Here is a 14,746-nt window from a genome sequence, read left to right as displayed (position 1 = left end):
CCCGGAATCGGCGCAAGTGAGCTGTGCCATATAGCATGGTGGTCATGGCCGAAAATGATGTGTATGTCGTGTGGGACGACGAAGTGACCGGTTACAACTTCGGTCCCAGCCACCCCATGCACCCTCTCAGGCTCGACCTGACAGCGAAGCTCGCCGAGGACTTCGGACTCTTCGACGCAGACAACGTCCGCGTCAATCCCATCGGTGAGATCGATGAGGCGAAGCTCGCCCGCCTCCACGACCCCGACTACATCGCCGCGGTCAAGCAGGCCGGCACCGAGGAAGGCCTCGAGGAGCAGGACGCGAACAGATACGGTATCGGCACCGAGGATGTTCCCGGGTTCGAGAATATGCACACCGCCTCGGCACTGCTGTTCCAGGGCAGCGTCAACGCCGCGAACGCGATCATCTCCGGGGACTATCGGCGCGCGGTGAACTTCTCCGGCGGAATGCACCACGCGATGCCGGGCAAGGCCAGCGGGTTCTGCGTCTACAACGACGCGGCCGGAGCGATCACCGAATTCCTCGACGCCGGATACGAGCGCATCGTCTACCTCGACATCGACGCCCACCATGGTGACGGTGTCGAGACGTTCTTCTGGGACGACCCGCGAGTGCTCACGATCTCGATCCACGAATCGGGGAAGTTCCTCTTCCCCGGCACCGGATTCCCCGCCGATATCGGGGGACTCAAGGCGGCCGCCTCGGCGGTGAATATCGCCCTGCCCCCGCGTACGGGCGACGCGGACTGGCTGCGCGCCTTCGACGCCACCGTCCCGCAGGTCGTCGCAGCCTTCGAACCTCAGGTCATCGTCTCCCAGCACGGGTGCGACGGTCACCGGGCGGACCCGCTGACCCATATGCGCCTGAGCGTCGATGCGATGCGCATCGCCGCCGAACGCATCCGCGACCTCGCCGTCGACCATGCCGATGGGCGCTGGCTGTCAGTCGGGGGAGGGGGCTACGCGATCATCGACGTCGTGCCCCGCGCCTGGACGAACCTCCTCGCCGTCGCCGCCGGCCGCGATATCGATCCCGGTGCCCGGATCCCCGGACGCTGGGCCTCCTACGCGCAGACGAAGACCGGGCGCGAGGCGCCGCTGTCGATGACCGACGGCTTCGACGGGGCGTTCGAAACCTGGTCGAAGGGGTTCGACCCCGAAGTCGAACTCGATCGCGCGGTGATGGGCACTCGGAAGAACATCTTCCCCTTCTTCGCGCTCGACCCCTACTTCGACTGAGCGAGATCGGTCGACGCCCGTCGACCCCGCCGAACGCGAGTCCGGCCCTGCCGTGCACGCCACCCGGGCCGAACCCGATCCCCGCGTCCGCGCGGATCGCCTGGTGCCGCCGTTGTGGATCTGAACACAGTTTTGGGAAAGCAGGCGGCCAAGCGATAGAATTGCACGGTTAGTTCAATGGGTGGGCACCTGATGTTCACCCTCCACCGACAATCACAAGGGGTACCCGAGTGGGCTCAGTCATCAAGAAGCGCCGCAAGCGTATGTCGAAGAAGAAGCACCGCAAGCAGCTTCGCAAGACACGTCACCAGCGTCGCAACAAGAAGTAAGACCCAACGGTCCTACGCCCCCGCTCGAGTGATTTCTCGGCGGGGTTTGTTGCACCCGATGAGGAGTGAGCCATGGTCGATCTGACCTTTCTCACGCGTGTCGACTGCCATCTGTGCGCTGACGCGCTGCAGGCCGTCACCGAGGTGGCTGCGGGCAGAGATGTGACCGTGACGGAGATCGACATCGACACCGATGACGATCTGGCCGCGCAGTACGGCTGGGACGTTCCGGTTGTTCTCCTCAACGGGCGACAACACAGTTTTCATCGAGTCGATAGGGATCGGCTGTCCAAGGCGCTCGACGCCTTGGGCGCATGAGATCGATTGAAGGAGTGAGGCGGATTCGTGGGCGAGATTCTGTCCGCCAACAGGATTGAGGGTGTCGTTCGCAAGGACGTACCCGAGCGCGTGATATCCCGACTCCCGATCTATCTGCAGACCGTTGAGACGATTGCCGCCACCGGCCAGGACACAGTGTCGTCGGAGGACCTTGCCGCCCGCAGCGGTGTGTCCCCGTCGATTCTGCGCAAAGACCTTTCCCAGCTGGGACGATCGGGAACCCGCGGGGTCGGCTACTCCTGTCCGGAGCTGGCCGCGACGCTGCGGACGTTCCTCGGCCTTGACCGCGACCGCCGCGTCGCCATCATCGGCGCCGGACGTCTCGGCTCGGCGCTGGCCGACTATGCCGGATTCCGTCGGCGCGGCCTGCGCCTGACCGCCGTCTTCGACATCGACGAGGAGAAGATCGGCACCTCCATCGGCGCCCTGACCGTCTCTTCCCTGGACGACCTTCCCGCCTGGTCCGAACACATCGACCTGGCGGTCATGGCCGTCCCCGCAGCCGCGGCACCCGCGGCGGCCCAGAAGGCCGTCGAAGCAGGTGTGCGCGGCATTCTCAACTTCTCACCCACCGTGCTCGACGCACCGGATACCGTGCGTGTCCATCAAGTCGACTTGGCCAGTGAGCTGCAAGTACTCGCATACTATTCGGCGCTGGACACGGCACCGCTCAACCCTGGTTTTGAGGAGCACAGGAATTGACTCTCTTGGTTCTCGGCATTTCACATCAGTCGGCTCCGATCGACATGCTCGATCGGCTGGCCTTCGGCGCCGGTGAGGTCGGCACTCTGCGACGGGACGCCCTGGCCGGAGAGAACATCGAGGGACTCGCCGTGCTCTCGACGTGCAATCGTCTCGAACTCATTGCCGACGTCTCCGCCTTCCACGGGGGACTGGCCGACCTCGGCAACGCACTCGTGTCGTCGATCGACAAAGAATGGTCCGATATCGCCGGGCACTTCTACGCCCACTACGACCACCAGGCCATGGAGCACCTGCTCAAGGTCGCCTGCGGACTCGACTCCATGGCCATCGGCGAAGCCCAGATCCTCGGTCAGCTCCGGACGGCGTTCACGGAATCGCAGTCGGACAAGGCTCTGACCTCCGAACTCTCCCAGGCGCTGCAGCAGGCGCTGCGTGTGGGCAAGCGCGCCCATTCGGAGACCGACCTCGGAGACGTCGCCCGGTCCCTGTTCGGCGCAGGCATCGAAGCATCGGCCGCGCACATCGGGTCCCTGCGTGCCGCGAATGCACTCGTCATCGGCGCCGGAGCCATGTCGGGGCTCGTCGTGTCCGGACTGCACAAGGAAGGCGTCGCCCACATCACCGTGCTCAACCGGACGCTCGACAAGGCCGAACGCCTCGTCGCCGAGGTGGGCGGACGTGCCCGCGAACTCACTCCGCGCATCATGGCCGAGGAGATCGCCGACGCCGACCTCATCGTCTCCTGCACCGGTGCCCGCGGAGTCGTCGTCAGCCGCGACGACATCGTCGCCGGACTCTCGCAGAACCCCAAGGGCGCAGCGAACAAGGCCTTCATCGACCTCGCTCTGCCGCACGACATCGACCCCAGCGTCCGCGAGTTCGAACATGTCGCCCTCTTCGGCCTCGGCGAGATCCGCGAACTCCTGCGCGGCTCCGACAGGGAAAGCGATGCGAAGGTCGCCGGCACCATCGACGAAGTCCGCGCCATCATCGCCGCCGAGCTGGAGAACATCGCCACCGGCAACAAGGAGCGCTCGGTCGCTCCGACCGTGACCGCTCTGCGCTCCCACGCCAAAGATGTGCTCGCCTCCGAGACCCAGCGCCTGGAGAAGAAGCTCGGCGACTCCGTCGACGAGAAGGCGTTCGCAGAAATCCGCAAATCCCTGCACCGGGTGGCGGAGAAGCTCATCCACACCCCGACCGTGAAGGTCAAGGAACTCGCAGTGACCGAATCCGAGGTCGACTACGCTCAGGCGCTCATGCAGCTCTTCGACCTGCCGGTCAACAAGGTCGCCCACGCCAAGACCGCTCCGGAGACGAAGGTCGCGAAGGCCGCCAGCGTGCATCATGTCGAGGCCGACGGCATCCGCCCGGTCGCCGATCACACCCTCGACATCGTCGAACCAGAACACTTCACCGGCCGCACCGTGCGTCTGGGCACCCGCCGATCGCAGTTGGCTCGCTCCCAGTCCACGGCGATCGCCCACCAGATCGCGGCTCTGACCGGCTGGCGTGTCGAGATCGTCGAGGTCGTCACCGAGGGCGATGTCAATATGTCGCCCCTGGCCGGTTTCGGCGGCACCGGAGTCTTCGTCTCCGCCGTCCGACAGGCCCTCCACCAGGGCAAGATCGATCTGGCCGTGCACTCGCTCAAGGACCTGCCCACCACCCCCGAGGCGGGAATCCAGATGGCAGCCATCCCACCGCGCGTCGACCCGGCCGACGTCCTCATCGGCCGCGACGGGCTGAGCTTGAATGACCTGCCCTCCGGGTCCGTCATCGGCACCGGTTCGCCGCGTCGTGCCGTTCAGCTGCGTGCCGCACGTCCCGATATCGAGGTCCGCGGAGTGCGCGGAAACGTCGACACCCGCATCGCCCATGTCCGCGACGGCCGACTCGACGCAGTCGTCCTCGCCGCCGCCGGAGTGCGTCGCATCGGGCGGCTGGCCGAAGCCACCGATTCGCTCAACTTCGATGTCATGCTCCCGGCCCCGGGCCAGGGCGCCTTGGCGGTCGAGACTCGCAGCGCCGACAGCGCCTTCGCCACCACCGCGGACATCCTCGACGGCGACGCCGAGGTGCGGGCGGCTCTGCGCCGGATCCACGACCAGACGACCGACCTCGCCGTGACCTGCGAGCGCGCGATCCTCTCCCGTGCCGAAGCCGGCTGCTCGGCTCCGATCGGCGCGCTGGCGAAGATCGAGGGCACCGAGTTCATCGTCGACGCCGTAATGGCCGATGATGACGGCAAGCTCGCCCGCACGCGTCAGAGCACCGAGCTGCCCGCCCTGCTCGATGTCGACTGGAGCAGCACCGGCGAGCAGCAGCTGTCGGTAACCGCGAAGGAACTCGCCCGTATCGCCGACGAACTCGGCACCGCAGCGGCTGAGGATCTTCTGGGACGCCTCGGCATCGACCCGGCCGCCAGCGCCGAACACCTCACCCCCGTCAAGGCTCAGGAGCAGGGATGAACAGCGAACCGACAACGGGCCAGGTGCAGCCGCGCCGACTCCTGCCGGCTGCTCCGCGCGTCGTCTTCATCGGCAGCGGGCCCGGCGAATCGGGTCTGATGACGATGCGCGGCGCCGAGATCCTCGCCACCGCCGAAACCGTCGTCTATGACGCCGATGTGCACTCGGAGATCGTCACCGCCTATGTGCCGCAGGCCGCAACGCTCATCGATGCCGCCGACCTCGGAGTCGCCGCCTCGACCCGAGGTCGCCGCATGGCCGAACTCGCCCGCCCGGACAAGACCGTGGTGCGGCTGAGCTCGGACGACGGAATCATCTTCACCACGACGACAGCGGAAGCCGGAGTCTGCCGCAAGGAACAGGTCGAGGTCGAAATCGTGCCCGGAGTGGGACTCTCCGCCTCGACGGCTGCCTACACCGGAACGGCTCTGACGACCAACCGCGTCCGGTCGGTGCGCTTCATCGAAGCAGGACCGCAGACCCATGTCGACGTCTCCCGCCACCGGAACACGACCCACGTGCTCACCGGCAGCGCAGCCGCCCACGAACAGGCCATCGAAGCCCTGCTCTCCGACGGCTGGGACGAGGATACGAAGGTCCTCCTCGGGTGGGGGATCTCCACCATCGAGCAGACGAGCGTGGAGACGACTTTGCAGCAGGCGCTGTCCATGGCGCAGACAGGTTCGGATCGTATGGTGGTGATCATGGGGCAGGGAGTGGAATCCAGAGGAGAGCTCAGCTGGTTCGAATCCAAACCGCTCTTCGGCTGGCAGGTGCTCATCCCGCGGACGAAGGAACAGGGCACCTCCACCGCCGAAGCCCTGGCCGAGCTCGGCGCCGTCGGCACCGTGGTGCCGACCATCGCCGTGCAGCCGCCGCGCACCCCGACCCAGATGGAGAAGGCGATCCGCGGCCTCGTCGACGGATCCTACGAATGGGTCGGCTTCACTTCGGTCAACGCCGTGCGTGCCGTGCGCATGTGGTTCGAAGACTTCGGACTCGATTCCCGTTCGATGGCCGGCGTGAAGGTCGCCGCTGTGGGCGGCCGCACCGCGGCAGCGCTGGTCGATTGGGGGATCACCCCCGACCTCGTCCCCGACGGGGAGCACTCCGCTCGCGGTCTGGCCGCGGCTTGGCCGGACTTCGTCGATGACATCGACCCGATGAACACGGTGCTCCTGCCTCGTGCCGATATCGCCACCGAGGTGCTCGTGGCCGGGCTGCTGGAGAAGGGGTGGGACCCCGACGACGTCACCGCCTACCGCACCGTGCGCGCCTCCCCGCCTCCGGCTCCGATCCGCGAGTCGATCAAGGCCGGCGACTTCGACGCCTTCCTCTTCACCTCCTCATCGACGGTGCGCAACCTCGTCGGCATCGCCGGCAAACCCGCCCCCACCTCGGTGATCTGCTGCATCGGCCCGGCGACGGCGAACACCGCAGCCGAACACGGACTGCGCGTCGACGTCCTCGCCGAGGAAGCCAACCTCACCTCTCTCATCGACGGTCTCGTCGAATTCGCACTCACTCAGCGCGCCGATGACGTGGAAGCCGGGATCTCCCCGCAGCGTCCGAGCCAGAAGCGCCGCAGAAGGAAGGCCTGACATGTCATTGGTTCCCGGAACCGTCCGTCCCCGTCGGCTGCGGTCGACCCCGGCCCTGCGTCGCCTCGTCTCCGAGGTGCGACTCCACCCGACCGAGCTCATCCTGCCGATGTTCGTCAAGGAGGGTCTGAACGAACCTCTGCCGCTGGGTGGAATGCCCGGAGTCGTCCAGCACACGTTGGATTCGCTGCTCGTGGCCGCCCGGGAAGCGGTGGCGGCCGGCGTCGGCGGACTCATGCTCTTCGGCATCCCCGAGCACAAGGATGAGATCGGCTCACAGGCCGACGACCCCGACGGCATCCTCAACCGGGCGCTGTCGCTGCTGGCCGGCGAATTCGGCGACGACACAGTGATCATGGCGGACCTGTGCCTTGACGAGTTCACCTCCCACGGCCACTGCGGAGTCCTCGACGAGTACGGTGCGGTCGACAATGACGCCACCCTCGACCGCTACGCCTCGATGGCGCTGGCCCAGGCCCGCGCCGGGGCCGAGGTGCTCGGGCTGTCAGGGATGATGGACGGCCAGGTCGCCTACTGCCGTGAGGCCCTCGACGCCGCCGGATTCACCGACACCGTCGTCATGGGCTACACCGCGAAGTACGCCTCCGCGTTCTACGGTCCCTTCCGCGAAGCCGTCGACTCCGAGCTCAAGGGCGACCGCAAGACCTACCAGCAGGATCCCGCGAACGGTCGCGAGGCGCTGCGCGAACTCGGTCTCGACCTGGCCGAGGGCGCCGACATCGTCATGGTCAAGCCGGGTCTGCCGTATCTCGATGTGCTCGCCGAGGTGGCCCAGGAATCCATCGTGCCCGTATGGACCTACCAGGTGTCCGGAGAGTACGCGATGATCGAATTCGCGGCCGCCGCCGGAGCCATCGACCGGGAGAAGGCGATCGAGGAGTCCCTCATCGCCTTCAAACGTGCCGGTTCCGATGCGATCCTCACCTATTGGGCCACCGAGGTCGCCCAGCGCCTCCAATCTGAGGCCGCGGGTCATCTGACCAACCGCAGCGCAGTCGGAGGCCGGTGATGACCGAGCCTCGCTGGCTGTCGGCTGTCGACCAGAAGGCCTGGCGCAGTTACCTCAACGGCTCTCAGCTGCTCAGCACACAGCTGGACAAGGAGCTGCGTGAGAAGCACGGCATCGGCCTGCCCGAATACGAGATCCTCGTGCGTCTGTCCGAACACGCGGACCGGACGATGCGGATGGCGCTGCTGGCCACCGATACGACGATGTCCCGATCACGACTGACCCACAGCGTCGCCCGAATGGAGAAGCGCGGACTGCTCGAGCGCTCCGCCATCCCCGAGGACGGCCGTGGGGTCAACTGCGTGATGACCGCGGCCGGATGGCAGCTGCTGCGGGCCGCGGCACCCGATCACGTCGCCGGAGTCCGCAGCCACCTCGTCGATCTCCTCGACCCCGAGGAGATGGAGACCCTGGGGCGGATCTTCACCAAAGTCTTCGACCATATGACAGGCATCGACGGCTCCTGAGTCGTCCCCACGTGTAACTGAGAACGATCCCAGGACGAAACCCGACCCGCGAAGAATCAGAGGAGAACCATGACGACAGCAGAGACGAACGGTCACACCACCGATCGGTCCGCCGCCCTCTTCACCCGCGCCGAGGCGGTCATCCCCGGCGGAGTGAACTCCCCGGTCCGCGCGTTCAAGGCCGTCGGCGGCACCCCCCGTTTCATCACCGAGGCGACCGGTGCGTGGCTGCGCGACGCCGACGGCAACGACTACATCGACCTCATCGGATCCTGGGGTCCGATGATCATGGGCCACTCCCGCCCCGAGGTCGTCGCCGCCGTCCAGGAAGCCGCCGTCAAGGGATTCTCCTTCGGCACCCCGTCGACCGGTGAGGTCGAACTCGCCGAGGAGATCGTGCGCCGCGTCGATCCCGTCGACCAGGTGCGCCTCGTGTCCTCGGGCACCGAGGCGACGATGTCGGCGATCCGTCTGGCCCGGGGTTACACGGGACGGTCCAAGGTCGTGAAGTTCGCCGGCTGCTACCACGGTCACGTCGACTCGCTGCTGGCCCAGGCCGGCTCCGGACTGGCCACATTCTCTCTGCCCGACACACCCGGAGTCACCGGAGCCCAGGCACAGGACACGATCGTCGTCGACTACAACGACGCCGCCGGCCTCGAAGCCGTATTCGCCGATCACGGAGAGGACATCGCCTGCGTCATCACCGAGGCCAGCCCCGGCAATATGGGCGTCGTGCCTCCCCGCGACGGTTTCACGAACACCGTCCGCCGGCTGACCAAGGCCCACGGTGCGCTGATGATCAGCGACGAAGTGATGACCGGCTTCCGCGTCTCCGCTGCCGGCTGGTACGGCTATGAGTCCGAGACTCTCGGCTACCCAGAGGGCCCGGCAGACCTGTTTACCTTCGGCAAAGTCATGGGCGGCGGCTTCCCGGCAGCGGCTTTCGGCGGTCGCGCCGAGATCATGGCCCACCTCGCCCCATCCGGCCCCGTCTACCAGGCCGGAACGCTCTCGGGCAATCCGGTGGCCACCGCTGCCGGTCTGGCCACGCTCAAGCTGACGACCGAACTCGACGTGTACTCGCACATCGGTCGTGCCGCGGACATTCTGCGCCCGGCCGTCGCTTCCAGCCTGGAGGCCGAAGGCGTCGCCCACGTCATCCAGTCGGCGAACTCGATGTTCTCAGTGTTCTTCACCGACACCGACGTGACGAACTACGACCAGGCACGGGCTCAGAACGTCGACCGCTACACCGCTTTCTTCAACGCCATGCTCGATCAGGGCATCCATATGCCCCCGAGCGCGTTCGAAGCCTGGTTCCTGTCCTACGCCCACACCGATGAGATCCTCGACCGGATCGTCAGCGCCCTGCCGGCGGCGGCCAAGGCCGCGGCCGCTGTTCCGGAGGCCGGGAAGGCGCAGTCATGACCACCATCCACCTCGTCCGCCATGGCGAAGTCGACAACCCCGACGGCATCCTCTACGGGCGTCTGCCGCATTTCGGTCTCACCGAACGGGGACACGAGATGGCCGTGCGCGTGGCCGAGCACTTCCACGCCGCGCCCACTCGTCCGGTCGAACTCGTCGCCTCCCCGCTGCTGCGGGCACAGCAGACGATTCGTCCGCTGTCGAAGTCCCTCGACCTGACGGTGTTCGATGACGACCGGGTCATCGAGGCGGCGAATTCCTTCGAGGGACAGAAGCTGGGTGTGCGTCGGCTGGCCGAGCCGAAGAACCTGGTGCGCCTCTACAACCCGCTCACCCCGTCCTGGGGAGAGCCGTACAAGCAGATCGTGCTGCGCATGCGGGCCGCGATGGCCAGCCTGAGAGCCAAGCTCGACCTCCACGGTCCGGATGCCGAAGGAGTCATCGTCTCCCACCAGCTGCCGATCTGGATGACCCGCCTGTCGGGGGAGGGACGATCGCTCGTCCACGACCCGCGCAGACGCGAATGTGACCTGGCTTCTATCACCAGTTTCACATTCGATTCCTCCACACTGGTGTCCGTGAGTTATGAGAGCATCTGTGCGGATCTGCAGCCGGGCACTGCGGTGGCGGGAGCATGAGCTTCGGACGCCATTCCCTCAACCGCCGGGCCCTCTTCACCTCGGCGCTCGCCGCCGGAACGGCCCTGGCGCTCAGCGCCTGCAGCGAGAACGATGAGCTGGCCGATCAGGCCGGATCCGACCAGGGGTACGTCTCCGGTTCGGGAGTCGTCTCGCAGGTTGCGGCCGAGGACCGCGGCGAACCCCTCGATCTGAGCTTCGAGACCCTCGACGGGAAGTCCATGTCTCTGGCCGATCTGCGTCCCACCCCGGTCGTCGTCAACCTCTGGTACGCGGCGTGCCCGCCGTGCCGGAAGGAAGCCCCGGACCTGAAGTCCGTGTCCGAGGAATTCGGGGACAAGGCCCAGTTCATCGGCGTCAACGTCCGCGACCAAGAGGCTGCGGCCAACGCGTTCATCCAGAACTACCAGGTGCCGTACCCGAACATGCTCGATTCGAACGGTGAGATGGTGTCTCTGCTCTCCGGAGTCCTGCCCCCGCAGGCCACCCCTTCGACGGTGGTCCTCGACGCGAAGGGCCGGGCCGCGGCCAGAGTCGTCGGTGAGATCGATGCCTCGACTCTCAAGGGACTCATCGAGGACGTGCTGGCCGAGTGAGTGGGCTCGGGGCGGACTTCGCCCAGACCGTTCTCTCCGGCCCGCTGCTGCTGGCCGCCGGCGCAGCCGCCCTGGCCGGACTCGTCTCGTTCGCCTCACCGTGTGTGCTGCCCCTGGTTCCCGGATATGTCGGGTACGTCACCGGGCTGTCCGGATCCTCGCTGAGGGACAAGCAGACGTGGCGAGTGGTCGTCGGCATCAGCCTGTTCGTCCTCGGCTTCACCGTCGTCTTCGTGCTGCTGGGGACCAGCTTCTCCGCGCTGGGAGCGCTGTTCTCCCAATGGCAGCCGGTCATCCTCCGCGTCCTCGGCGTCATCGTCATCCTCGCTGGTTTCGTGTTCATGGGCGGATTCGGTCTGCTGCAGAACGAACGTCGCATCCGTGCCAGACCGAAGGCCGGACTCTGGGGCGCACCGGTGCTCGGAGCGACCTTCGCCCTCGGGTGGGCACCCTGTGTGGGACCGACCCTGTCGGCGGTGCTGAGCATGTCGGTGAGCTTCGGCGGTGACGGGATGATCTGGCGCGGAGCGCTGTTGGCCTTCGTCTACTGTCTCGGCCTGGGCATCCCGTTCATCCTCCTGGCGCTGGCGATACACAAGGGCGCAGGACGACTCGTTTGGGTGCGCAAGCATCAGACCGCGATCGTGCGGGCCGGGGGCATCATGCTCATCATCCTCGGTGTGCTCATGGCCAGCGGCGTATGGAACATGTGGATGACCTCTCTGCAAGGTCTCATCAATGGATTCGAAGTGGTGATCTAGTGGCGGGCTCAACCGAAGGCTCGGAGAAGACGCAGCCGAAATCGAGTGCGAAGACGACGGCGAAGCAGGGAGACAAGACTGCCGCGAAGTCGACCGTGACGCAGCCGCAGCTCGGATTCATCGGCATGTGCCGCTGGGCCTGGACCCAGCTGACGACGATGCGTGTGGCACTGATCCTCCTGCTCATCCTCGCCCTCGCCGCGATCCCCGGATCTCTGCTGCCGCAGCGGATCCAGGACCCGGGCCGGGTGAACACCTTCCTGGAGAACAACGGTGCCTGGGGGCAGTTCCTCGACACGATCCAGATGTTCGACGTCTACTCCTCGGTCTGGTTCTCAGCGATCTACTTGCTGCTGATGATCTCCCTCATCGGCTGCATCATCCCGCGGACGAAGCAGCACTGGAAAGCGATGCGCTCGTCCCCGCCCAAGGCACCGAGGCGGCTGTCCCGGATGCCCGGATACGCCGCCTTCACCTCGGCGCAGGCAGACGCAGAGACCCGTGAGGATGCGGATGAGGCGTTCCTCGACGCAGCGGAGGCCCGGCTGAAGAAGTCCGGGTACCGCATCAACCGGCAGTCCGATCACATCGCCGCCGAACGCGGCTATCTCCGCGAGACCGGCAACCTCGTCTTCCACATCGCGCTGCTCATGGCAACCCTGACGATGGCGATCGGATCGCTGTTCGGCTACGAAGGTCAGCGCATCCTCGTCGAGGGGGAGACGTTCTCGAATTCGCTGGTCTCCTACGATTCCTTCGAACCCGGCTCCTACTACGATGCCGACAATCTGCCGGACTTCCGGCTCAAGCTCGATTCCTTCACCTCCACCTTCGACGATCAGGCGGCGGGCAACCAGTTCGGTCAGCCGCGCACCTTCGATGCGAAGGTGACGACGACGGCGGATGGGACGACCGAATCGCACGTCCTCAAGGTCAACGAACCGGTGCGCGTGGGCGGCGTCGGCGTCTATCTCACCGGCAACGGCTACGCGCCCGAGGTGACCGTGCGTGATGCGAAGGGCGATATCGTCCAGTCCGGTCCGCAGGTGTTCATCCCGGACGGCGGGGACCCCGGATACACCTCCGAGGGCGTCATCAAAGTCCCGGACTCGGCCGGCACGCAGATGGGCTTCGTCGGGGTGTTCCTGCCGACGGCCGCACAGAATGAGAACGGTGAGCTGATCTCGAGCTTCGCCGAGCTGCGCAACCCCTACCTCGTGATGAGCGGGTACACCGGCGACCTCGGCCTCGATTCCGGCATCCCGCAGTCCGTGTACTCCCTCGACGCCGAGAACATGACGGAGATGACCGATGAGTCGGGCAACCCGCTCGTCATCCAGCTCGCCGAGGGGGAGACGCAGAAGCTGCCGAACGGCGGTTCGGTGACCTTCGACGGAGTCAAGAAGTACATCGCCGTCGACATCTCCCAGGACCCGACACAGGCGCTCATGCTCATCAGCGCGATCCTCGTCCTGGCTGGGCTCGGCCTGTCCCTGTTCATCCCCCGTCGACGCGTTTGGGTGCGAATCAAGAACGGCGACGCCGAGGTGGCCGCCCTGGCCCGCGGTGAGGATCCGCTGGTCGAACGTGCCGTCGATGATCTGGTCAAGGACCTGCGCGATCCGGAACCCGATGAGGATGAGCACGGTGACGACGACGAAAGATGAACCCGAAGTACTACGCGGAGTAGAATAGCCGCGGAGTGCGCGTCGCCGGTGGCTTCGTCACGGAGTCGGCAGTGCGCGCACCGACATGTGGTCAGACAGAGAGTCTGGCAGCAGCAACCTGCGACAGAAGAGCACTTCAGCGGTGCGGAGGATGAATGGACGTCAACACTGACCTCGCAATGTGGTCGAACCAGCTGATCATCTCGGCGATGATCGTCTACGCCGTCGCTATGATTTTCTACGCCTTCGATCTCTTCGGCGCGCGTGAGCTCAAGACATCCGAAGCCGAGGTCGCCACTTCGGCCAAGACCAGCACGGTGCGGCGGACGAACCGGAAGACGGCGACGACTGCCGTCCTCAACCGACCCGGTGACGACGACTCCGCGACGGTGAAGTCGTCCCGGAAGAACAAGCACCGCGGAGCCCGCATCGGCACCTCGCTGCTCGTGCTCGCCATGCTGCTGCACGTCGGCGGCGTGCTCACCCGTGCCCTGTCTGTCGCCCGTGTGCCGTGGGGCAACATGATGGAGTACGTCCTCACCGCCACCGCGATCACCGTCATCGTCTTCCTCGTCGTGCTGACGAAGAAGGACGTGCGCTATCTGGGAACGTTCGTCTCCGGGGGAGTGCTGCTGTGCCTGGGACTGGCGATCACCGTCTTCTACACGCCTGCCGCGAAGCTCATCCCGGCGCTGGATTCGTACTGGATCGCCATCCACGTGCCGATCGCGATCCTCTCGACCTCCCTCCTCTACATCTCTGCGATCCTGGCAGTCTTCCAGATCCTGAAGAGCGTGCACGAGACCAAGGATCCGAAGTGGCTGCGGTTCCTGCACCGTCTGCCCTCGAGCACCGACCTCGAGCGGATCTCCTACCGGATCGCGGCAGTCGGCTTCATCACCTGGACGTTCACACTCATCGCCGGCGCCATCTGGGCCGAAGTGGCCTGGAGCCGTTACTGGGGCTGGGACTCGAAGGAGATCTGGACGTTCGTCGTCTGGGTCATCTACGCCGCGTACCTGCACGCTCGTGCGACTCGCGGTTGGGGCCCGACGAAGGTGGCCGTGCTCAACCTCATCGGCATCGCCTCGGTGATCTTCAACTTCACCGTCGTGAACATGTACTTCAACGGTCTGCACTCGTACTCCGGGCTCGACTGAGGCGCTGGGTCGCTCTCAAGGCCGCTCTGACTTCCAGCACCGGGCGCCACCGCCTGCACCGGGAGCCACCGCCTGCACCGGGGAACCACCGCCTGCACCGGGCGCCACCGCCTGTACCGGGAACCATTACTGCTGACGGCCCAGTCTGAGGCGAACAGCCCATGTTTGAAACTGGGCTCTCCATCTCAGACCGTACCGTTTGCGTGCTGGTTCGATGCCGTGATCAGGCGGCGGGCGACTGTTTCGGCTCAGTCTGCTCTGAAATCACCACGTTCCTCGGTGTGTAATTCAGAGAAAGCAATGACTATTC

At 65.9% G+C, this 14,746-nt stretch carries 14 protein-coding genes; all 14 read left to right on the top strand.

Annotated elements, in window-relative coordinates; genetic code table 11:
- Positions 1-44 precede the first annotated feature (44 nt).
- The 14 genes from D3I60_RS11345 (at position 45) to ccsB (ending at position 14,436) form a co-directional block, all read left to right on the top strand.
- A complete protein-coding gene (locus D3I60_RS11345; RefSeq protein ID WP_262776386.1) occupies positions 45-1,241 on the top strand; it encodes an acetoin utilization protein AcuC in 1,197 nt (398 codons plus the stop codon).
- Positions 1,242-1,471: 230 nt separating this feature from the next.
- Positions 1,472-1,570 carry a 30S ribosomal protein bS22 gene (locus D3I60_RS11340; protein WP_009882927.1) on the top strand — a complete coding sequence of 33 codons (99 nt, stop codon included), beginning with the start codon at positions 1,472-1,474 and terminating at the stop codon, positions 1,568-1,570.
- A gap of 72 nt (positions 1,571-1,642) precedes the next feature.
- Positions 1,643-1,888, top strand: a complete 246-nt coding sequence (locus D3I60_RS11335; protein WP_101546808.1) for a glutaredoxin family protein — start codon at positions 1,643-1,645, stop codon at positions 1,886-1,888.
- Positions 1,889-1,915: 27 nt separating this feature from the next.
- Positions 1,916-2,611 carry a redox-sensing transcriptional repressor Rex gene (locus D3I60_RS11330; RefSeq protein WP_262776384.1) on the top strand — a complete coding sequence of 232 codons (696 nt, stop codon included), beginning with the start codon at positions 1,916-1,918 and terminating at the stop codon, positions 2,609-2,611.
- Complete coding sequence (gene hemA / locus D3I60_RS11325; protein WP_262776383.1) at positions 2,608-5,085, top strand: glutamyl-tRNA reductase; 2,478 nt, start codon at positions 2,608-2,610, stop codon at positions 5,083-5,085. The genes D3I60_RS11330 and hemA overlap by 4 nt, the downstream gene beginning before the upstream one ends.
- Positions 5,082-6,686, top strand: coding sequence for a uroporphyrinogen-III synthase (locus D3I60_RS11320; RefSeq protein ID WP_262776382.1), 1,605 nt, complete (start codon positions 5,082-5,084; stop codon positions 6,684-6,686). The genes hemA and D3I60_RS11320 overlap by 4 nt, the downstream gene beginning before the upstream one ends.
- A 1-nt stretch (position 6,687) precedes the next feature.
- On the top strand, positions 6,688-7,716 hold the full coding sequence (gene hemB, locus D3I60_RS11315) for a porphobilinogen synthase (RefSeq protein WP_262776381.1): 1,029 nt from the start codon (positions 6,688-6,690) through the stop codon (positions 7,714-7,716).
- On the top strand, positions 7,716-8,183 hold the full coding sequence (locus tag D3I60_RS11310) for a MarR family winged helix-turn-helix transcriptional regulator (RefSeq protein ID WP_262776380.1): 468 nt from the start codon (positions 7,716-7,718) through the stop codon (positions 8,181-8,183). Before hemB ends, D3I60_RS11310 begins: the two co-directional genes overlap by 1 nt.
- Before the next feature lie 69 nt (positions 8,184-8,252).
- Entirely contained in the window at positions 8,253-9,614 is a 1,362-nt protein-coding gene (gene hemL, locus D3I60_RS11305) for a glutamate-1-semialdehyde 2,1-aminomutase (protein WP_262776379.1), read from the top strand.
- On the top strand, positions 9,611-10,252 hold the full coding sequence (locus D3I60_RS11300) for a histidine phosphatase family protein (RefSeq protein ID WP_262776378.1): 642 nt from the start codon (positions 9,611-9,613) through the stop codon (positions 10,250-10,252). Before hemL ends, D3I60_RS11300 begins: the two co-directional genes overlap by 4 nt.
- Positions 10,249-10,848 carry a TlpA family protein disulfide reductase gene (locus D3I60_RS11295; RefSeq protein WP_101556064.1) on the top strand — a complete coding sequence of 200 codons (600 nt, stop codon included), beginning with the start codon at positions 10,249-10,251 and terminating at the stop codon, positions 10,846-10,848. Before D3I60_RS11300 ends, D3I60_RS11295 begins: the two co-directional genes overlap by 4 nt.
- Positions 10,845-11,609 carry a cytochrome c biogenesis CcdA family protein gene (locus tag D3I60_RS11290; protein ID WP_262776377.1) on the top strand — a complete coding sequence of 255 codons (765 nt, stop codon included), beginning with the start codon at positions 10,845-10,847 and terminating at the stop codon, positions 11,607-11,609. The genes D3I60_RS11295 and D3I60_RS11290 overlap by 4 nt, the downstream gene beginning before the upstream one ends.
- Positions 11,609-13,276, top strand: a complete 1,668-nt coding sequence (gene resB / locus D3I60_RS11285; protein WP_262776376.1) for a cytochrome c biogenesis protein ResB — start codon at positions 11,609-11,611, stop codon at positions 13,274-13,276. Before D3I60_RS11290 ends, resB begins: the two co-directional genes overlap by 1 nt.
- Positions 13,277-13,431: 155 nt before the next feature.
- Positions 13,432-14,436 carry a c-type cytochrome biogenesis protein CcsB gene (gene ccsB, locus D3I60_RS11280; protein WP_262776374.1) on the top strand — a complete coding sequence of 335 codons (1,005 nt, stop codon included), beginning with the start codon at positions 13,432-13,434 and terminating at the stop codon, positions 14,434-14,436.
- Positions 14,437-14,746 lie beyond the last annotated feature (310 nt).

The sequence above is a fragment of the Brevibacterium permense genome, assembly GCF_025506275.1.
GTDB lineage: Bacteria > Actinomycetota > Actinomycetes > Actinomycetales > Brevibacteriaceae > Brevibacterium > Brevibacterium permense_A.
Note: the sequence above shows the minus strand (reverse complement) of the source record. Positions and strands in the feature narration are given on the sequence as shown.